Below are 18,378 nucleotides of genomic sequence, written 5' to 3'. Positions count from 1 at the left end.
TGGATGCTGACGAACGTTCCACGCAAGGCCGCGCTCGGCGCGGTCCGCGGCTCCACGGTCGCCGTCGAGCGGTTCGCGGGGCTGTCCGGATGGCCGCTGTTCCTCGGCCGCGTCCTGCTGTACTGCATCCGCGACATCGTGTTCCGGTTCAAGTACGCCAAGACGGTCGCCCACCACGTCAGCGACATCGTCATCGGCGTCGGCGGCACCGTCGTCGGCGGCGGCATGGTGTTCGTGACGTTCACGATGTCGCTGTTCGTCGGCACCGAGGTCGGCCTCCAGGTCTACACGGGGCTCGAGGTCATCGGCGCAGAGTCCTTCATGGGCTTGGTCGGCAGCTTCATCAACGTCCGCGAGATCACCCCGATCATCGCCGCGATCGCGCTCGCCGCCCAGTGCGGCTCGGCCTTCACCGCCGAACTCGGCGCGATGCGCATCAGCGAGGAGATCGACGCGCTGGAGGTGATGGGCATCAACTCCTTCGCCTATCTCATCTGCACCCGCGTCGTCGCCGCGCTGATCGCCCTGGTGCCCCTGTACCTGATCGCCCTGTTCGCCAGCTTCTTCGCGACCCGGTTCGTCTCGACCGAGTTCTTCGGGCTGGCCCCCGGCGTCTACGACTACTACTTCCACCTCTACCTGCCGCTCAAGGACCTGGCGTTCAGCGCGGTCAAGGTCGCGGTGTTCTCCTTCGCCGTCATCTCGATCCACTGCTACTACGGCTACAACGCCACCGGCGGCCCGGTCGGCGTCGGCACCGCGGCGGGCCGTGCCATCCGGCTGTCGATCGTCATGATCGTCACGCTCAACCTGCTGCTGTCCTTCGTCTTCTGGGGCCAGGGCGGAACAGTGAGGCTCTCCGGATGACCGAACACTCCCTGGGCCGCAGGACGGCCATCGCGGCGCTCACCGTCGTGCTCACGGCGCTGCTGCTGTTCGTCCTCATCACCAAGCCCTACAAGACCGTGGGCGACACCTTCACCGCCGAGTTCGGCACCGCGGGGCAGGGCCTCGGCACGACCTCGCCGGTCAAGGTGCGCGGCATGCACATCGGCAGGGTCAGCTCGATCGACCTGCTGCCGAACGGGCGGGCCCGCATCACGATGACCATGAACCCGGGCGTGCGCGTCCCCGACACCGCGACGGCGTCGCTGGAGCCGGAGTCGGTGTTCGGCCCGAAGTTCATCAACCTCCTGCCGGGCGACCACGAGAAGGGCGGGCCGTACCTGAAGGCCGGCACGGCGATCGGGAAGACCTCCGACCCGCGCGACCTCAACGACCTGCTGTCCGACGCCAACAAGGCGCTCGCCGCGCTCGATCCGACCGAGCTCGCCATCATCGTCGACGCGCTCGCGGGCGGCCTCGCGGGGCAGGGCACCACCCTGCGCGAGACGCTCGAGAGCGTCGAGGTGATCGTCGGGGTCGCGCACGACAACCGGCACAACGCCGAGGTGTTCCTCGCCGACCTGGCCAGGCTCGCCCGGATCCAGGGCGCGGGCGACGACATCGCGACGATCGTGGCGGGCACCAACGCCGTCATCGCGACCGCCTCCCAGGGTGACGGCCGGCTGCGCGCGTTCGCCGACGCGCTGTCGGACATCTCGGGCCTCACCGCGCACGGTTTCGCCGCGCACGGCGGAGACCTGCGCGAGGGCTTCCACTCGGCGGAGCGGGCCGTGGGCGTCATCGACGCCCAGCTCGGCAGGCTCGGTCCCGGCCTCCGCACCATCGTCAACCTCCTGCCGGTCTACCGCGCGGTGAGCTGGCCGAGCGCGCCGGGCGACCACCGGCTGCTCGCGGTCAAGGTGCTCATCCCCGCGAACCCCTGCGCGATCATCATCGGCGTCTGCCCGAGCGACGCCACGGGCAAGACCGCGCAGAAGCCGGGCAAGGGCAAGAACTCCAAGAAGGGAGCCCGGTGATGGCCGCCGTCAACGAGATGCGCCGGCAGCGCCGGTCGACCTTCGTACGGCTCGCCACGTTCTTCGCGATCACGGGCCTGCTCACCTTCCTCATCGGCAGCCAGATCGCCCGCATCTCCTTCGGGGGCGGGTACCAGATCGTCGCCGTCTTCGACGACGCCACCGGCCTCATGCGCGGCGACGTCGTCAAGATCGCGGGCGCGCCGGTCGGGCAGGTCGACTCCATCGAGGTCGAGAAGGGCAAGGCCAGGGTCGAGCTGACCGTGGAGGAGCGCTACCGGGTCCCGGCCGACAGCGAGGTCGCCATCCGCTGGCGCAGCGCCGTCGGCCAGCGGGTCGTCTACCTGATCCCCGGCACCGCGCCGGAGAAGATCAAGGACGGCGCGAAGATCACCAAGACCCGTTCGGTCGTGGACATCGGCGAGCTCGTCGACCAGATCGCGCCGCTCGCGCGCAGCCTCGACCCCGAACGGCTCAACCAGATCCTCACCGCCATCTACGAGGCGCTGAACGGCAACAGGACGGAGATCACCCAGCTGATCTCCGACGTCGACCAGCTGTCCTCGACGATCGCCGCGCGCCGCACGACGCTCAAGCAGATGCTCCAGGACTACACCGACATCACCGAGGTCCTCGCCCGCAGGGACGGCCAGATCCGGCAGATGACCGACAACCTCGTGGAGCTCTCGGACGCGTTCGTGCGCAACCGCGGGCTCCTCGACGACGCCCTGGTGGAGCTGTCGAAGACGTTCCAGACGTCCGACGCGCTGCTCACCGGCAACAGCGAGCAGCTCGACCAGGTCATCGGCGGGCTCGCGATCGTCGCGGCGGGCGTCCAGCACAACCTCGGCACCGTCGACGACGTGCTGAAACTGACCGGGCCGAAGCTGCAGCGCCTCTTCTCGGTCTTCAACGACGGCGAGTTCGCCAAGGGCGGCGTCGCCTGTCTGAGCCTGGTGCCGGGCCAGTGCCCCTACCCGGTCGTCCTCAAGGACTACCAGGGCAAGCCGCAGAGCCCCGACCTCCTCCGCAAGATCCTGATCGGGGGCAGCTGATGGCGCTCAAGTCCTTTCGCGACAGGTCGCCGATCACCGTCGGCCTCGTCTCGCTGCTCGCGGTCGGCACGGCCATCGCCGTGACGTTCGCGGTCGGCACGATGGGCCTGCTGAAGAAGCAGTACTCGATGAGCGGGATCTTCGCCGACACCGGCGGCCTGCGCGACGGCAACAACGTGCTCGTCGCGGGCGTCCTGGTCGGCGAGATCACCGGGGTCGAGCCCGACTTCCGGGCCGGGCACGTCCTGGTCACCTGGAAGGTCGACTCCGGGGTGGACCTCGGTCCCGAGACCCGGGCCGAGATCCGGATGACCAACATCCTCGGCGGCCGGTACCTGCGCCTCACCGGGCCGGTCTCCGACTTCGGTCCGTACCTAGAGGACAAGGACGAGGACGCCCGGCGGATCCCGATCGAGCGCACCCAGATCCCCACGACCGTCAACGACGTGCTCCAGGTGGGCACCGAGACGCTCAAGGAACTGGACGCCGAGACGTTCGGCAAGGTCCTCGACGAGATCGGCGGGCTGCCGAAGAAGACCCGCACCGAACTCGCCGACGCCCTGGGCAACCTCGCCGACATCGCCGAGGAACTGGAGGGCGACGACGTCAAGATCGGTGAGCTGCTCGACAACAGCCAGCAGATCATCGGCACGGTCCGCGAGAAGGAGCACACGCTCTCCAACCTCGTCGACAACGTGATGACGCTCATCTCCACCCTGCGCCAGCGCCGCACCCAGCTCACGCTGCTGCTCGGCTCGGGGTCCGACACGGTCAAGTCGCTGGACACGCTGATCGAGGGCCAGCAGAAGGACCTCATCAGCGTCATCGGCGACCTCAACAAGACGACCGGCGCGATCGACCCCCGGATGAAGGACCTGAACACCGCCCTGGCGTGGGCGGGCCCGGCCCTCACCGCCTTCAGCAACTCCGGCAACACCGGCAACTGGGTCGACACGATCTTCACCCAGATCGGCCAGCTGTCGCCCGGCGACCTCGCCAAGTTCAACGCGAAGATGAAGGAGGCGCGCAAATGAGACGGGCCCTCCCCGTGTGCGCCGCGCTCGTCCTGACGCTGACGGCCGGCGGCTGCTCGGTCGTCGGAGGCGGCGGCACTTACACGCTCACGGCCGACTTCGCCAAGAGCCCCTCGCTGTACGAGGGGTCGAGGGTGAAGGTGATGGGCGCCAACGTCGGCACCATCGACAAGATCGAGGTGGACAAGGCGACCGGCGGCGTCCGCGTCCAGGTCAGCGTGCGCTCCGATGTGCCGGTCCCCGCCGACGCCCGGGCCGCGATCCTCGCCACCAACACCATCGGCGAACGCAACATCGTGCTCTACCCGGCGTGGAAGCCGGGCATGCCGGAGATCGCCGACGGCGCGGTGATCCCGCGCGAGCGCACCGACCTGCCCGTCGAGATCGACGAGGCGCTCGAGGCGTTCAGCACCCTCGCCGAGTCGGTCGACCCCGGCACGCTGCACGACGCCTTCGAGGGCGGTGCCGACCTCGTCCGCGGCAAGGGCGACGCCATCAACAACGGGCTCCAGACCGTCGGTGACCTCACCGGCGACATCGCCGCGCAGGACGACAGGCTGATGTCGGTGGCGTCCGACCTCAACGACCTCGCCGCCTCGCTCAACCGGCGCGACGAGAAGCTGAAGGCGCTGTTCACCGCGTTCAACGACGCGGGCGGCCTCCTCGCCGACGAACGCGACACGCTGCGCGGCTTCATCGGCGGCCTCGAGGCGGTCATCGAACGCGGCGACGTGCTCATCGAGGCGTACCACGAGAAGCTGCCGCAGACCGTCGCGGACGCCTCCGAGATCGTCATGTCGATGAAGGCGAGCACCGGCTCCCTCGCCGACGCGATCGCCAAGCTCGCCGAGTTCACCGACATGGTCGTGCGGTCCTACGACCCCAAGCGCAAGATGATCATCGTCCGGCTCCAGATGAGCGGGATCGCCAGGACCTGGCTCCAGCCGCTGTGGACGGCGATGGGCTGGGGCGCGGTGCCCTGCCTGGACAAGCCGCTCGGCAACTGCCCGAAGACGATCGACAAGACGGCCGACGGGCCGAAGAGCCAGAAGCCCAAGAAGCCGAAGACCAAGAAGGCGGGTGGCTCGTGAGGAGACCCCTGCTCGCCGCGGCCCTCGCCGTCGCCTGCACCGCGTGCTCGGTGCAGACGCTCGGCGCGCCCAAGGGCGGGTTCGAGTTCGAGGCGGAGTTCGCCGACGTGCAGGCGCTCGTGGTCGGGCACAGCGTGCAGATCTCCGACGTGCGGGTCGGCACCGTCACCGACATCGAACTGACCGACGACTTCAAGGCGCACGTGACGATGGAGCTGGAGTCCGGCACCGCGCTCCCGCAGGGCGTCACCGCCTCCATCGCCAAGACGTCCCTGCTCGGCGAGAACTACGTGCGGATCACCATCCCCGAGGGGAGCGCCATCGGTCAGGGGCCCGCCCTGGCGGAGGGCGCCGTCATCACCCAGACGTCCGTGCAGCCCGACCTGGAGAGCATCTCCGAGAAGGTCGGGCCGGTCCTCGCCGCGTTCGGCGGCCAGAACCTCGGCGAGATCGTCGACGCGGTCGCCACGGCGCTCAAGGACAAGGGTCCCGAGCTGAACAAGCTCGTCAAGGACATCTCCGATATCAGCGACAGCTACGCGTCCGCGGCGGGCGACCTCCAGGACACCATCGACGGCCTGGCCAGGCTCGGCGCCTCCCTGGAGTCCAAGCGCGGCGACCTCGACGAGCTCCCCGGCCGGATCATCGTCGCCACCGACCGGATCGAGGCCGACCGTAAGGAGCTCAAGAGCGCCGTCCAGGAGCTCGTGGAGCTCGGCAAGCAGTTCAACGACAAGATCGAGACGCGGCACGCGGCCCGGCTGAAGACGCTGCTGACCAAGCTCGACCGCATCCTCAAGAAGATGGTCAGCGGCCGGGAGACGCTCAAGCAGCTGCTCAAGGGCCTCAACACCGGGCTGCTCGGGGCGCCGTCGCTCACCTACAAGAGCCAGGGCCTCATGCTGGTGTGGCTCGCGGGCATCGTCGGGTTCGACGTCGATGCCAGCCACGTCACCTCCAACCAGGGCGCCGGCGATCCCGTCGACCTCTCGACCGGCGCCGATCGGGCCCTGTCGCCCGTCGGCCACAAGGGGGACTGATGCGGCCCAGAATCCTGATCAACCTCGTGTCGTTCGTGGTCCTCGGCGTCGTCCTCATGGTCTGGGCGCTGACCAGCATCGTCACCGTCGACGCGTTGCGCAGGCCGTTCACGGTCGAGGCCGAGTTCGCCTCGTCGCCGGGCCTGCGCACCGACCTGGAGGTCGCCTACCTCGGGGTGCGGGTCGGCTCGGTCGACAGCGTGCGGCTCGAAGAGGGCAAGGTCGTCGTCGCGATGCACCTGAACCGCGGCGTGGAGGTGCCGTCGAACTCCGGCGCCGCGGTGCTGCGCAAGTCCGCGATCGGCGAGCCGTACATCGAGATCAACCCGCCGCCGTCGTCGCCCGCGCGGTCGCTGCAGGAAGGCGACGTCATCCCGCTGGACCGCACCGAGGTCGCGGTGGAGTACAAGCGGCTGTTCGACGGCGCCGGCGACCTGCTGGCCGCCGTCGAGCCCGAGGACGCCCAGACGCTCGTTCACGAACTGGCGACCGGCCTCGAAGGCCGCGACACCACGATCCGTGACCTGCTCGGCGACGCCCACCAGCTCACCGGCACCCTCGCCGACAACGCCGAGACCCTCGACAGCCTGTCCGAGGAGCTCACCGAGCTGACCGGGATCCTCGCCGACGGCGGCCCCGAACTCGCCTCCGGGCTCGACGGGCTCGCCGCCGCCACCGGCGCGCTGTCGGACCGGCGCGAGGAGCTGAACTCGATCCTCGAAAAGGGTCCCTCGTTCCTCCGCCAGGTCGACGCGCTGCTGAAGGAGTCGCGGCCCGGCCTCAGCTGCCTGCTGACGGCCCTCGGCACGCCCTCCCCGCCGCTGTTCACCCCCCAGTCGAGCAAGAACCTCGGCCACGCGCTCGGCCTCATGACCGACCGGTTCCCCAAGATCGTCGACGAGGTCATCGAGAAGGGGCCGGGCGGAGACTACGCCCGCGTCACCATGGTCATCACCGGCGGCGGACCCGTCCCGGCGGCCAAGGAGTACAGCAAGCCCGCCGCGGGGCCGAAGACCCCGCGCCTCTACTACTGCACCAAGGCCTACAAGGCCGATGACCTGGACGCCAAGACCGCGGCGCCCGACACCGGCAAGACGACCGGCCGGCCCGTCGCGACGGGTCCGTTCACCTCGGTGGAGGTGCCCGACAAGGCGCAGGCCAAGCCCGCGTCGGAGTCCTCGGCCGCCGGCCGCTGGCTGACCCTGATCCCGATCATCCTGGCCGCGGTGATCCTCGCCGTGACCGCCCGCCGCACCCTCCGCGTCGTCCGCAGGCGCGGCGGCCGCTAGCTTCCAGGAGGCCCGATGAGCCACACCGCACAGCAGACCGAGACCGACGCCGAAGAAGCCGTCGCGTCCACCGCGCCCGAAGCGGGGCCGGAGGAGGCGGAGGCGAGTGCGGTGGAGGTCGAGCCGTCCGACGCGGCCGAAGAGGCCGTGCCGGACGACGTCGACGCGGCCGAGGCGAAGGAGGCGGCGCCGGAGAAGTCCGAGACCGCCGACGAGCCTTCGGCGGCAGACAAGGCCGTGAAGACCGATGAGCCTGAGACGGCCGATGGGCCCGTGAAGGCCGAGGAGGACACGGAAGGCAAGGCGCCCCGCAAGCGCCGCATTCCGCGCATCTCCCTGGACGGCCGGGCCACCGCGATCGTGGTGCTGCTCGCGCTGACCGTGTCGATCGTCACCGCGGCGTTCCTGTGGCGCGCGTACGCGGGGGCCTCGGACGAACTCGCCGAGCAGCAGCAGGTGCGGACCCGGTCCGCGGAGGCGGTCACCGCCTTCCTGCGCTATGACGTCGACGACCTCGAAACCTGGGACAAGACCCTGACGGCGCTGGCCGTGCCGGACTACCGGTCCACGATCAGCAACGCGCTCAAGGTCCAGTTCCCGGTGATCACCCAGCTCCAGGCCACCTCGGAGGTCACGGTCCGCGACGTGTTCGTCAACGACTTCGACGGGCCCGTCGCCAAGGCCGTCGTGGTCGCCGACAGCCGGATCGTCAGCAAGGAGTTCATCCGGTCGGTCACCGGCATGCGGCTGCTCGTCGAGCTCGAGCGGCAGGGCGACGGAAGCTGGCTGATGAACGGCCTCGGCGTCCTCGGCATCGACGAGGAGGGCTTCACCGACGCCCAGGGCAACCCCATCGACGCCCCCGCCGACGTCGAGGTCCCGGCCGTCCCCGGCACCGACACCAACGAGGACGGCTCCTGACCGTCCGGCTCTTCCCCGGCCGCGCGCTCGACGTCGACGTCTAGCGCGCGGCCAGTTCGCGTTCCGGGGCGGTCCGCTCCGGTGCGGGGCGGGCCGTCAGGCGCTTGCCCCAGCGCTGGAACGGCAGCTCCACCCAGCGGTGGGTCGTCCAGCTCACCGCGAGGACCGCGGCGGTGAACGCGAGCAGCCACAGCGGGCGGGTCGGTCCGACGACCAGGTGCTCGTGCACCGGCAGCAGCAGGATCGGGTGCACCAGGTAGACCGAGAAGCTGATCGCGCCGAGCCGTGACAGCGCGGCGGGGACCCGGCGGCGGCGCACCGCCCAGCCGCCCGCGAAGCTGAGCAGCGCGGCGGCGAGGGGCACGATCCAGTTCGCGGCGAACTCCCGCACCAGCGTCTCGCTCAGGGCCGGATAGCCGTGCAGCAGCCCCGCCGTGACGGTGCACCCCACCACCGCGACGGTCGCGGCGACGGCGGGCCACCGGCGCGGCCCGTGCTCGGCCCGGTACAGCGCGGTGCCGAGGAACATCACCGCGAGGATCGAGATGCTCTCCCAGAGGCCCGCGCGGCTGTCGCCCAGCAGGAGGACGAGGCCGAGCAGGCCGCCCAGGACCGCACCGGCGCGGGCGAGCCCGGCCCGGCCCGACACCGAGGCGGCGATGGCGAGGACCATCACGCCGAACGCCCCGAACACCACGGGCGCGATCCCCACGGCGTCGGACAGCCACTGCTGGGTCAGGACCCCGCCCAGGGCGAGCGCGCCGACCGCGAAGGCGATCGCCGTCGTCGCCGACGCCCGGTGCAGGCCCGCGACGAACAGGGCGGCCACCAGGAAGTAGAAGACGAGTTCGTAGGACAGGGTCCACAGCACGTTCAGCGCGCTGGGCACGGCGAGCAGGTCCTGGAACATCGTGAGATGCGCCACGACGGCAGCCGCCGCGCCGCCGTCGTCGATGCCGCCGTGCAGGCGCCACGCGCCGAAGGCGGCGGGGACCGCGGTCACCGCGAGGCAGACCAGCAGCAGGGGGTAGATCCGGGCCGCCCGGCCGATCCAGAACGCCCGCAGGTCGCCGTGCCGTTCCAGGGACGCCGGGATGATGTAGCCGCTGATGAGGAAGAAGAGAAGGACGCCGTACTTGCCGGGGTTGACCCAGGAGTTCACCCAGGTGGCCTCGGTCGGGGTGAGATAACCGGCCCCGTGGTGCACCGCCACGATGAGTGCCGCGATTCCGCGCAGCAGGTCGAGCCAGCCGAGCCGGACGGATGAGGGGTGAGCCGTCGCGAGAGGCATCCCGACACCCTAGGCGCTCGGAGAGGCCACAGGAAGGCGACCGCGGAAATTCTCAGATCGGCGGAAGATGCGCTTCGGCGCGGTCCGCCTACGGGAAGCGATCGGTCTCCACTCCGCACTGGGATATTTTTGAGACATGCGCGCCGAGGCAGGAATCCAGGACCGGATCTCATCCGGATACGCCGCCCTCGTGGCGCTCTACCAACTCTTGCAGGCCCGCGGCCTGGAGCCCGGCGCGGCCCCGTCCGTCGACTGGGCCGCCCGGCTCGCGGTGCTGCGCGTGCTGCGCGAGGCCGACCTGCCGGGCGACCGCGCGGCCCTCGCCGGCGCGCTGCTCGACCCGGCCGCGCGCAGCGTCGCCGACGTCGCGGTGAGCACCCGGCCGGAGCGTCTCGGCGAACTCGTCGCCGAAGCCGTGCGGCTGGGCGAGCGGGTCCTGTTCTTCGGCGCCCCCGAGGCGCTGCCGGAAGATCTCCTCGCGGTCGGGCCGGACGGACGGCCCGTCGGCGTCGCGTGGGCGCGGGAACTCGAGGCGCTGGGGGAGGGCTTCGCGGTGCTGGACCGGCTGCACGCCGACGCCGACGCGCTCGGCAGGGCGCGGGCCGACCGCGAGACCGACGAGCGGGCCGCCGCCGAGGGACGGATCGGGCTCACCGCGGCCATCGACGCCGCGCTCGGGGAGAAGGCCCAGGCCAGGGCCGCGGCCGACCACGCCACCCGGGCCCTGGACGGGGCCGTCGCGGAAGAGGGCGAGGCGGCGGCCGAATCCGCCGCCCGGCTGGAGTCCTTCACCGCGGCCAAGGCCGTCGCCGACGAGGCGGCCGACACCGCGGCGCGGGCCGCCCAGGCCGCGCAGGCGGCCCAGCAGCGCGCGGTCTCCCTGGAACAGCGCCTCGCCGCCGCCAGAGCCCAGGTCGCCGGCGCGGAGCAGGCCGAGGTCGACCTCGGCCGCCGCCTCGACCAGGCGCGCGAGCAGCTCCCCGCGGCGACCGCGGAGGCCGAGCGCACCTCGGCCGCCGCGACCGAGGCCGAGGCGCTCGCGCACGCCACCTACTACCGGCTGGCGGGCGCGGAGTCGGCGCTCGCCGCGGTGCGCAAGCGGCAGAGCCTCGGCCAGCGCCTGCACCTCGCCCCGGCCGGCTCGGAGCTGGCCGACAAGCGCGCCGCGGTCTCCTCGCACCGGCTGGAGAACGAGCAGGCCCAGGCCCGCGCCGTCGAACTGCACGCCGCGCGGCAGCGCGCCGAGGGCGAGCGCGCGGGCATCGCGGCGTTCCTGGAGGGCGGCGACCGCGAGATCGGCGCGGCCCGTGAGGCCCGCCGCCGTGCCTCCGAGGAGATCCCGCGGCTGGAGGAGGGACTCCTCCCCGCCCGCGCCGAGCACGAGGCCCTCGCCGCGACGGCCGCGGAGACCGCCGGACGCGCCCGCGCCGCCGCCGAGCCCGCCGACGAGGCCCGCCGCCACGGCATCGCCGCCGAGGAGCGCCTGGCCGCCGCGCGCGCCGCGCTCGCCGCCGCGGAGAAGAACGCGGGCGAGACCGCCCAGGCCGTCGCCGTCACCACGCAGACCCTCGTCGACGCCGAGGCGGCCCTCGCCGACCTGGAGAAGACCATCACCGCCGACGCCAGCCGGCTGCGCCGCGCGGAGGAGACCGCCCGCGAGGCGGTCCAGGCGAGCAGCGAGGCCGCCGCCGCGGTGCTCGGCGACACGCCCGAGGACGCCTGGCGCGCCACCGCGGAGGCCCGCCGCGCACTTCTCAGCGACCGCCCCGGCGAGGCCGCCAGGGTCACCTGCGCGGACCCGGACCACGTGCCGCCCGGCACCTGGGACGTCCTGTTCGTCGCGGACGCCGCCTCCTTCACCGACGGCGACTTCCTCCTCGGCGCGGTCCGCACCCGCCGCCAGGTCCTGAGCGCGTCCCTCACGGCCGCCGACCCCGCACCGGACCCGGCCCTCCGCCCGTTCCTCGCGGCCCTGGCCGTCCTCTTCGGCCTCCGCCAGGACCCCGACCCCGAGACCGCAGCCGAGGCCGCCCGCCTCACCGCGTCCGGCCTCTGGGAGACCCTCTACGCCGAGCCCTACGCCAAGATCGTCCGCCGTCTCACCGTCCTCGGCCTCGATCCCGCCGAGGCCCTGGAGGCCGCCCTCACCGACCGCCTGGAGACCTCGGTCTTCGCCCGCTGCCTGTCGGTCGCCGCGCCCTGACCTCAGGACTCGCCGCGGGCGGCGCGGACGAGCGCGGCGAACAGGCCCTGCTGCGCGGCGTCGGTCTCCGCGGTGTCCTCGGGGTGCCACTGGACGGCGAGGAACCACGCCGACGCGTCGCTGAACTCGACGGCCTCGACGGTCCCGTCGTCCGCGCGCGCGGTCACCGAGAGCCCCGTCCCGAGGTCCTCGACCGCCTGGTGGTGGAAGCAGGACACCGACAGGGCCTCGTCCGCCGTCTCCTTGGCCAGCAGCGAGCCGGGCGCCGCGGCGATCCGGTGCGCGAACGCCATGTGGTCGGGTTCCAGATGCTGGCGGAGGGTCCCGCCCGCGGCCACGTTGACGACCTGGAGCCCCCGGCAGATCGCCAGCGTCGGGAGGCCGGCGGAGAGGGCGTGCCCGGCCGCGGCGAGATCGAACGCGTCCTGGGCGTCGTCCACGTCGTACACCCGAGAGTGCGCCTCGGCGGCCCCGTACCGGTGCGGCGCCACATCACCTCCGCCGGGCAGCAGCAGCCCGTCACACCTCCGAAGCAGCGCGGCGGCCTCCCGCGGCGCCCCCGGATACATGACGTAGGGCTCCCCGCCTCCGCGCCACACCGCCTCGACGACCGCACGAGCCGCCACCACCCCCGCGTACCGCAGCGCCGTGGCCCCCGCGGAGAACCGCGCGGGAATCGCAATGAGAGGACGTTCCGCCATGACGGCCGAACCTACGCGGACCCTTCCGCGCGCGGGTCCCGAAGCCCCCGGGCGTCCCACCCCATGGCACGCCGGTCCCCGCCTCGTCGTCGACTGCCCGGCGCCTGGCGGCCGCTTTGTTCATACACTCGTACTGGAAAAGATGCACGCAACACGAGTGTGTGAAAAAGAGCGCGCCGGCACACGCCGTGCTTTGGTGTGCGCCGGGTCGGGTTGCCCGGGGGAGGGCGGGGAGGGCAGGCTCAGAGCATGATCGATCCGCGGGAGGCCGCCCGTGAGCTGGCCGACGACCTGTTGTTCCCCGACGCGGCGCGGGTGGACCGGCTGGACCGGGTGCCGGAGGAGCACTTCACGGCGCTCGCGGAGCGCGGGCTGTACGGGCTCGCGGTGGACGCGGCGCCGGAGGTGCACCAGGAGGTCGTCGAGATCCTCGCCGGAGGCTGCCTCGCCACGGCGTTCGTGTGGCTCCAGCACACCGCGCTGACGAAGGCGGTCGCCGGATACGGGACCCATCCCGAGCTGCTCGCCGACCTGCGCGCGGGACGCGTCAAGGCGGGGGTGGCGCTCGGCGGGCTGTGGCCGAACGCCCCGCTGCGCGCCCGCCGGGACGGCGACGGGCTCGTCCTGGAGGGGTCCTCGCCGTGGTTCACCGGGTGGGGCGTCGTCGACGTGTTCCTCCTCGCCGCCCGCGACGAGGCCGACCGGATCCGCTGGCTGTACCTGGACGCCCGGCCCGGTCCGGCATTGCGCGCGGAACCCCTCGACCTGACGGCCGCGCGAGCCAGCGGCACCGTCCGCCTCGTCTTCGACGGCCTGAGGGTCCCCGCCGCGCGCCTCCTGGGCGACGACCCGTCCGAGGGCCTCGCCGAGCGCGACCGGGCGGGCCTCCGCACCAACGGCTACCTCGCCCTCGGCGTCGCCGCCCGCTGTGCCGCCCTGATCGGCCCGAGCCCCTGGGACGCCCGCGTCGCCGCCGTCCGCACCCTGCTCGACACGGCCGAGCCCCCCGCCCTCCCCGCCGCCCGCGCGGCGGTGTCCGACCTCGCCGTCCGCGCCGCGGCGGCCCTCGCCGTAGCCCAGGGCAGCACCTCGGTCCTGCGCGGCTCCCACCCGGAACGCCTGGCCCGAGAAGCCGCCTTCCTCCTGGTCTTCGGCACCCGCCCCGCCATCCGCGACTCCCTGGCCACCCGCCTGGGCGACTGACCCCCGTCCTTCCACCAGACCCGGCTCGGCCGTTCACGCCGGCCGGTGGTCCTGCCGCAGGCCGTGTCGTCCTGGGTATCGTCGTGGTATGCCCGAACTGGTCGCGCCCACCACGCGCCTGCATTCCCCGTGGCTCGAGGCGCATCGCGAATGGGGTCCGGGCCTGCACGAGGACGGGTTCGGGCTGGGGGAGTCCGATGAGGTCGACTCGCCGGGCGGGTTCGCGGCCTGGCTGGCACGCCTGAGGGAGGAACCGGTGAGGGCCGGCGGGATGCGGCACGTGTACCGCTGGATCGTCGAGGACGACCGGGTGCACGGCGGGATCGCGCTGCGGCACGGGCGCGACGACCACGTCCTGCGGTTCGGCCACATCGGGTACGGCATCCGGCCGTCGTCCCGGCGGCGCGGCCTGGCCACCTGGGCGCTGGGCCGGATGCTCGGCGAGGCGCGGACGCTCGGCCTGGACCGGGTGCTGCTCGTCTGCGAAGACGGCAACCTTCCCTCGGCCAGGACGATCGAGCACAACGGCGGCGTCCTCGAAGGCGTGGAGCAGACCCTGTACGGCCCCGCACGCCGCTACTGGATCACGACCTGACCCGGTGCGGCGCGGCCGTTCCGCGGTGCCGGGACGGGTCAGAAGCGGGCCGCGGTGGGTACCGCGGCGGCGCGGGCGTCGAGGGCGCGGATCATGGCGTCCTGCGTGAACGAGGCGAGGAGGCGGCCGTCCCGGGTGAGGATCTGGCCGCGTACATGGGACATGCCTGCGCCGACGTAAGCGCTCTCGTGGTGGTAGCGGATCCAGCCGTCCCACGAGATGGGCTCGTGGAAGTGGACGGAGATGGTCAGGGGCGCCGTCGAGAGGGTGCGGTGGGCCTGCGAGAGGCCGACGCCGGGGTGGGCGCGCAGGGTCGTCGCGATGGACAGGTGGCCGGTGAAGTGGGCGAGGAGGGCGCGGCGCAGGTCGTCCCGTTCGGGCACCGGGTCGTAGTGCAGCCAGGCGTCGAGGTGGGGAGGACCGACCTCGTCGGGGTCGCCGCGGTCGCGGACGCCCTCCAGGCGCAGCTCCCGGCCCGGCAGGGGCATGGGGGAGGGGAAGGCGGAGTCGGGGCCTTCCGGGGGAGGGCCCGTCCACCCGTCGTGCCTGACGACGTCGGGCCGCGGGCGGTCCAGCAGGAGGGTGACCGTGGTCTTGGCCGCCCCGTCCTGCGTCGCGGTGACGGTCGCGAAGACGAACGACCCGCCTGCGCGGACGGGGGTGACGGTCAAGGTGAACGGCCTGTCCGGGTGCGCGGCGGAGGCGAACATCGCGTGCGCGGTCCGGACGGTGAGGCCGGGGAACGCCTTGGCGGCGGCCACGACCGCCGTGGCGAGGACTTGGCTTCCGTCGACGATCTGGCGCCCGCCTCCATCCGATGGGGCGGCCTCGAAGACGCGGTTCTCCGAGTCCACGGGAGAGACGTCGAAGGCTGAGAGGAGTTCTGCGAGCGTCATCGGTGCGTCCCCGTGTAGGTGCCCTTGCCGATCGAGACGGTCACCTTGTCCTGGTCGAACGCCAGGTATCCGGCGATCCGGGCGACCTCCGGGAAGGGGTCGGGATAGCTCCACGCCACCCACTCCTCGTCGCCCTCGACGGCCCGCCAGTACACCGCCTCGCCTTTGAAGGGGCAGACGCTCCGGAGGCCGATCTCCTCGAGATGGGAGAAGTCGATCGAGTCCGGCGGGAAATAGACCGCGAGCCCGTGGTCCTGCTCGTCCACGATCAGGCAGGCCGCGCTGCGCGCCAACGGGACCCCGCCGACGGTCGCGGTGATGACGTTCGTCCTGGCCAGGACGTCGACGCGGTAGTCCGGCCGCTCCGTCCACTTGGACCGTACGGTGTGCGCACCCACAGGCAAGAACCCCATTCTCGCATCGAGAGAATATTCTTCCCCATGGGATCATCCCGGGCCCGGTCCTGACAAGACCGGGCCCGGTGGCGTCGTCAGCCGATCCGGACGGGCAGCGCCCGCGGCCCCCGCACCTGCCCCGTCGCCCACCTGACGGCGGCGGGATCGGCGAGCGAGAACGACGGGATCCGCTCCAGCCACACCTCCAGCGCCACCCGCAGCTCCATCCGCGCGAGATGGGAGCCGACGCAGCGGTGGATGCCGAGCCCGAACGCCGCGTGCCGGTTGACCTCCCGGTCGATGACGACCTCGGCGGCCTGCGCGAACTGGGCCGGGTCCCGGTTCGCGGCGGGGAAGGACAGCAGGATCCAGTCCTCGGCCTTCATCTCGGCCCCGTGCCAGGTCATGTCCTCCTTGACGAGCCGGGCCATCGTGACGGGGGCGTAAGCGCGCAGGAACTCTTCCATCGCGGTCGGGAGGAGCGAGGGCTCGGCCACGAGGCGCGCCCTGTCGGCGGGGGTCTTCGCCAGATGCCACAGGGACGCGCCTATCGCGCTCCACGTCGTGTCGATCCCGGCGATGAGCAGCAGCCCGATCGTCCCGGCGACGTGCTGGGGGCTGAGCGGGCGGCCGCCGAGTTCGACGTCGATGAGGTAGCTCGTCAGGTCGTCGCGCGGGTTCGCGACGTGGTCGTGGATCTGCGCGTACAGGTAGTCGAACAGCACGGAGATCTTCGCGCCGCGCTCCTCCAGCGGCAGGTCGATCCCCTCCAGGACGTCCTCGACGAACCCGCGGAACTTCGGCCCGTCTTCGGGTGGGAACCCCAGCATGTCGGAGATCACCCGCATGGGGATGTGCTGGGCGTACTCCTGGGCTGCGTCCACGACCTCGCGCCCGGCCAGGTCGTCGATGAGCGCGTGGCAGAACGCGCGCGTCGCCTCCTCGCGGCGGGCCACCGCCGACTTGGTGAACGCCGGGAGCAGCAGCTTGCGCGCGCCCTGGTGGAACGGCGGGTCCGACGAGATCGGCGGGATCGAGCCGACCGGGGCGAGCCCCCGTGAAGGCCGGTAGTTGCCTACGACGATCGCCCGAGAGCTGAACTTCTCGGTGTCGTAGGCGATCTCCGCGACGTCCTCGTAACGCGTCGGCAGCCACGCCCCGCCGAACCGCTCGGTCCGCGCGATCGGGCAGCGCCCGCGCAGGTCGTCCTGGATGCGGTACGGGTCCGCCGCCCACTCCTCGTCGAGGTGCGAGAAGTCCGTCGTCCAGTCCTCGACCGGCCCGGTGAGCCGCTGCGACACCGTCCCGCGGCCGGTGGGCCGCTCCTCCCTGGAGAACCTGTCTTCGTTGCTCACGTCAGGCCTCCTCGGTGAGCAGGACGGCGCGCTCCGGGCAGTTCACCGCGGCCCGCCGCGCGTCGGCCAGCGCCTCGGGCGGGATCACGCCATCGGGGAGCAGGACGGTCCCGTAGCCTTCGTCGTCCTCGCCGAACACCTCCGGCGCGAGGTCATAGCATCTGCCGTGCCCCTGGCAGAGTCCGGTATCAATCGCTACTTTCACCACGGTCCCCCTCTTACTGGTACACCGTACGACTGTTTACACCGTACCCACCCAAAACCTCTAGACCTTGGGCCTGCCGTCTTCGGGGCGGGCCTCAGGCGTCCCACGCGTCCGGGACGCCGCGCTCGTGGTGCTCGCGCAGGCGGAGCAGCAGCTCCACGAGCAGCTCGCGCTCCGCGGGCGAGAGCGGCGTGAGGACCTGGTCCTGGAGATCGGCCTGGAGTTCGTCGAGGCGCTCGAGCCGGTGCCTGCCTTGCGCGGTGAGCGTGATGACGTTGCGGCGCCGATCGGCCGGGTCCGGCGCCCGCTCGACGAACCCGCGCTCGGCGAGTTCGTTGAGCAGCCCGACCATGTCGCTGCGATAGATCCCGGTACGCCGGCTCAGATCGGCCTGGCTGGCCGGCCCGAACTCCCGGAGCGAGGCGAGCACCGCGTAATGCCACTTCCGTGCGTCCTCGGCCGCGAGCCCGGCCCCGACCACCCGGTCGGCGTCCGCCGCGGCCATCGAGAGCAGCCTGCTCGGCAGCCTCCGCAGCCTCTCGGGCGTCTCCCGGACCGCGCCATCGCCGGTCTCCACCGTCTCCTCGGTACTGGCCATGCCCGAATTCTAACGCGGTTTGTGTTAGCCCGACTAACGATGTAGATTCGTTCATGGGGCTAACGTTAGTCGCACGAACGTTAGCGCCGTGAACGCCAGTCGCCCGTGCGTACGAGAAGGATTCGGAGCCCAGCCATGAACGTCACCGCCCCGCCTTTCGGCTCAGCCCTGATCGGCCAGACCGAGAAGGCGCTCAACGCCCTCCTCGAACGCCGGCTCACCGGCACCGGCCTCACCGAATCCCAGTGGGTCACCCTGACCCTCACCGCCACCGCCACCGGTCCCGTCGACCGCGCCGCGCTGATCGCCCACATCCACCAGACCACCCGCTTCCCCGAGTCCGCGATCTCCGCCCATCTCACGGAACTCGCCGCCACCGGCTTCCTCACCGTGGACGACGCGGGCCGGGTCTCGGTCACTCCCGAAGGCCGTACCCGCTGGACCGGGATCCGCACCGATCTCGGCTCCCTCACCCAGGGCCTGTGGGGCGATCTCCCAGCCGAAGACCTCGCCGTCGCCGAACGCGTCCTCGGCACCGTCCTCGCCCGCGCCAAGGCCGTCCTGTCCTGAGGTGGAGCCGAGGT

Annotated in this window: 19 protein-coding genes; 12 read left to right on the top strand and 7 right to left on the bottom strand. The window is 72.0% G+C overall.

Going from position 1 to position 18,378, the window contains the following annotated elements; genetic code table 11:
* The first annotated feature begins 3 nt into the window (after positions 1–3).
* The 8 genes from EDD29_RS29045 to EDD29_RS29010 are packed head-to-tail and all read left to right on the top strand — an operon-like array spanning position 4 to position 8,352.
* The gene (locus EDD29_RS29045) at positions 4–867 is read left to right on the top strand and encodes an ABC transporter permease (protein ID WP_123667501.1); all 864 of its coding nucleotides are present in this window, start codon (positions 4–6) and stop codon (positions 865–867) included.
* Positions 864–1,922, top strand: a complete 1,059-nt coding sequence (locus tag EDD29_RS29040; protein ID WP_123667500.1) for an MCE family protein — start codon at positions 864–866, stop codon at positions 1,920–1,922. The genes EDD29_RS29045 and EDD29_RS29040 overlap by 4 nt, the downstream gene beginning before the upstream one ends.
* Positions 1,922–2,977 (top strand): MCE family protein, encoded by a 1,056-nt coding sequence (locus EDD29_RS29035; protein ID WP_123667499.1) that lies wholly within the window; start codon positions 1,922–1,924, stop codon positions 2,975–2,977. Before EDD29_RS29040 ends, EDD29_RS29035 begins: the two co-directional genes overlap by 1 nt.
* The gene (locus EDD29_RS29030; protein ID WP_123667498.1) at positions 2,977–4,011 is read left to right on the top strand and encodes an MCE family protein; all 1,035 of its coding nucleotides are present in this window, start codon (positions 2,977–2,979) and stop codon (positions 4,009–4,011) included. Before EDD29_RS29035 ends, EDD29_RS29030 begins: the two co-directional genes overlap by 1 nt.
* Positions 4,008–5,102 carry an MCE family protein gene (locus EDD29_RS29025; RefSeq protein ID WP_123667497.1) on the top strand — a complete coding sequence of 365 codons (1,095 nt, stop codon included), beginning with the start codon at positions 4,008–4,010 and terminating at the stop codon, positions 5,100–5,102. The genes EDD29_RS29030 and EDD29_RS29025 overlap by 4 nt, the downstream gene beginning before the upstream one ends.
* A complete protein-coding gene (locus EDD29_RS29020; RefSeq protein ID WP_170201633.1) occupies positions 5,099–6,142 on the top strand; it encodes an MCE family protein in 1,044 nt (347 codons plus the stop codon). The genes EDD29_RS29025 and EDD29_RS29020 overlap by 4 nt, the downstream gene beginning before the upstream one ends.
* Positions 6,142–7,431 carry an MCE family protein gene (locus EDD29_RS29015; RefSeq protein ID WP_123667495.1) on the top strand — a complete coding sequence of 430 codons (1,290 nt, stop codon included), beginning with the start codon at positions 6,142–6,144 and terminating at the stop codon, positions 7,429–7,431. Before EDD29_RS29020 ends, EDD29_RS29015 begins: the two co-directional genes overlap by 1 nt.
* A 15-nt stretch (positions 7,432–7,446) precedes the next feature.
* Positions 7,447–8,352 carry a hypothetical protein gene (locus tag EDD29_RS29010; protein ID WP_123667494.1) on the top strand — a complete coding sequence of 302 codons (906 nt, stop codon included), beginning with the start codon at positions 7,447–7,449 and terminating at the stop codon, positions 8,350–8,352.
* 40 nt (positions 8,353–8,392) lie between these two features.
* Here EDD29_RS29010 and EDD29_RS29005 read toward each other — a convergent pair whose 3' ends face one another.
* Positions 8,393–9,643: an acyltransferase family protein gene (locus tag EDD29_RS29005; protein ID WP_123667493.1), complete on the bottom strand. Its 1,251-nt coding sequence runs from the start codon at positions 9,641–9,643 to the stop codon at positions 8,393–8,395.
* Positions 9,644–9,779: 136 nt separating this feature from the next.
* Here EDD29_RS29005 and EDD29_RS29000 point away from each other — a divergent pair, with 136 nt between their 5' ends.
* Positions 9,780–11,846: a hypothetical protein gene (locus tag EDD29_RS29000; RefSeq protein ID WP_123667492.1), complete on the top strand. Its 2,067-nt coding sequence runs from the start codon at positions 9,780–9,782 to the stop codon at positions 11,844–11,846.
* A 2-nt stretch (positions 11,847–11,848) separates the two neighbouring features.
* Here the strand turns inward: EDD29_RS29000 and EDD29_RS28995 are convergent, their stop codons facing one another.
* Positions 11,849–12,547, bottom strand: coding sequence for a gamma-glutamyl-gamma-aminobutyrate hydrolase family protein (locus EDD29_RS28995; protein ID WP_123667491.1), 699 nt, complete (start codon positions 12,545–12,547; stop codon positions 11,849–11,851).
* Between the two features lie 249 nt (positions 12,548–12,796).
* Here EDD29_RS28995 and EDD29_RS28990 point away from each other — a divergent pair, with 249 nt between their 5' ends.
* Together EDD29_RS28990 and EDD29_RS28985 are read left to right on the top strand one after the other, a co-directional pair.
* On the top strand, positions 12,797–13,750 hold the full coding sequence (locus EDD29_RS28990) for an acyl-CoA dehydrogenase family protein (RefSeq protein ID WP_123667490.1): 954 nt from the start codon (positions 12,797–12,799) through the stop codon (positions 13,748–13,750).
* 88 nt (positions 13,751–13,838) lie between these two features.
* On the top strand, positions 13,839–14,345 hold the full coding sequence (locus EDD29_RS28985; RefSeq protein ID WP_123667489.1) for a GNAT family N-acetyltransferase: 507 nt from the start codon (positions 13,839–13,841) through the stop codon (positions 14,343–14,345).
* A 38-nt stretch (positions 14,346–14,383) separates the two neighbouring features.
* Here the strand turns inward: EDD29_RS28985 and EDD29_RS28980 are convergent, their stop codons facing one another.
* The 5 genes from EDD29_RS28980 to EDD29_RS28960 all read right to left on the bottom strand — a co-directional run bounded on the left by EDD29_RS28980 (position 14,384) and on the right by EDD29_RS28960 (position 17,794).
* Positions 14,384–15,241 carry an acyl-CoA thioesterase gene (locus tag EDD29_RS28980; protein WP_123667488.1) on the bottom strand — a complete coding sequence of 286 codons (858 nt, stop codon included), beginning with the start codon at positions 15,239–15,241 and terminating at the stop codon, positions 14,384–14,386.
* On the bottom strand, positions 15,238–15,639 hold the full coding sequence (locus EDD29_RS28975) for a DUF427 domain-containing protein (RefSeq protein ID WP_246053443.1): 402 nt from the start codon (positions 15,637–15,639) through the stop codon (positions 15,238–15,240). The genes EDD29_RS28980 and EDD29_RS28975 overlap by 4 nt, the downstream gene beginning before the upstream one ends.
* 92 nt (positions 15,640–15,731) lie before the next feature.
* On the bottom strand, positions 15,732–16,991 hold the full coding sequence (locus EDD29_RS28970) for a cytochrome P450 (RefSeq protein ID WP_211359980.1): 1,260 nt from the start codon (positions 16,989–16,991) through the stop codon (positions 15,732–15,734).
* A gap of 1 nt (position 16,992) precedes the next feature.
* Positions 16,993–17,196 carry a ferredoxin gene (locus tag EDD29_RS28965; protein WP_123667486.1) on the bottom strand — a complete coding sequence of 68 codons (204 nt, stop codon included), beginning with the start codon at positions 17,194–17,196 and terminating at the stop codon, positions 16,993–16,995.
* A 94-nt stretch (positions 17,197–17,290) separates the two neighbouring features.
* Positions 17,291–17,794, bottom strand: a complete 504-nt coding sequence (locus EDD29_RS28960; protein ID WP_123667485.1) for a MarR family winged helix-turn-helix transcriptional regulator — start codon at positions 17,792–17,794, stop codon at positions 17,291–17,293.
* A 135-nt stretch (positions 17,795–17,929) separates the two neighbouring features.
* Here EDD29_RS28960 and EDD29_RS28955 point away from each other — a divergent pair, with 135 nt between their 5' ends.
* The gene (locus tag EDD29_RS28955; protein ID WP_123667484.1) at positions 17,930–18,364 is read left to right on the top strand and encodes a helix-turn-helix domain-containing protein; all 435 of its coding nucleotides are present in this window, start codon (positions 17,930–17,932) and stop codon (positions 18,362–18,364) included.
* Positions 18,365–18,378 lie beyond the last annotated feature (14 nt).

Origin of the sequence: Actinocorallia herbida (genome assembly GCF_003751225.1) — a bacterium.
Classification (GTDB): Bacteria; Actinomycetota; Actinomycetes; order Streptosporangiales; family Streptosporangiaceae; genus Actinocorallia; species Actinocorallia herbida.
This window is presented reverse-complemented; position numbering and strand designations above follow the sequence as displayed.

Coding starts and splice junctions, on each gene's coding strand:
- EDD29_RS29000 (WP_123667492.1), top strand. CDS start 9,780: ATGCGCGCCGAGGCAGGAATCCAGGACCGGATCTCATCCGGATACGCC.
- EDD29_RS28960 (WP_123667485.1), bottom strand. CDS start 17,794: ATGGCCAGTACCGAGGAGACGGTGGAGACCGGCGATGGCGCGGTCCGG.
- EDD29_RS29025 (WP_123667497.1), top strand. CDS start 4,008: ATGAGACGGGCCCTCCCCGTGTGCGCCGCGCTCGTCCTGACGCTGACG.
- EDD29_RS29040 (WP_123667500.1), top strand. CDS start 864: ATGACCGAACACTCCCTGGGCCGCAGGACGGCCATCGCGGCGCTCACC.
- EDD29_RS28985 (WP_123667489.1), top strand. CDS start 13,839: ATGCCCGAACTGGTCGCGCCCACCACGCGCCTGCATTCCCCGTGGCTC.
- EDD29_RS29035 (WP_123667499.1), top strand. CDS start 1,922: ATGGCCGCCGTCAACGAGATGCGCCGGCAGCGCCGGTCGACCTTCGTA.
- EDD29_RS28995 (WP_123667491.1), bottom strand. CDS start 12,547: ATGGCGGAACGTCCTCTCATTGCGATTCCCGCGCGGTTCTCCGCGGGG.
- EDD29_RS29015 (WP_123667495.1), top strand. CDS start 6,142: ATGCGGCCCAGAATCCTGATCAACCTCGTGTCGTTCGTGGTCCTCGGC.
- EDD29_RS29005 (WP_123667493.1), bottom strand. CDS start 9,643: ATGCCTCTCGCGACGGCTCACCCCTCATCCGTCCGGCTCGGCTGGCTC.
- EDD29_RS28990 (WP_123667490.1), top strand. CDS start 12,797: ATGATCGATCCGCGGGAGGCCGCCCGTGAGCTGGCCGACGACCTGTTG.
- EDD29_RS28955 (WP_123667484.1), top strand. CDS start 17,930: ATGAACGTCACCGCCCCGCCTTTCGGCTCAGCCCTGATCGGCCAGACC.
- EDD29_RS29045 (WP_123667501.1), top strand. CDS start 4: ATGCTGACGAACGTTCCACGCAAGGCCGCGCTCGGCGCGGTCCGCGGC.
- EDD29_RS29030 (WP_123667498.1), top strand. CDS start 2,977: ATGGCGCTCAAGTCCTTTCGCGACAGGTCGCCGATCACCGTCGGCCTC.
- EDD29_RS28980 (WP_123667488.1), bottom strand. CDS start 15,241: ATGACGCTCGCAGAACTCCTCTCAGCCTTCGACGTCTCTCCCGTGGAC.
- EDD29_RS29010 (WP_123667494.1), top strand. CDS start 7,447: ATGAGCCACACCGCACAGCAGACCGAGACCGACGCCGAAGAAGCCGTC.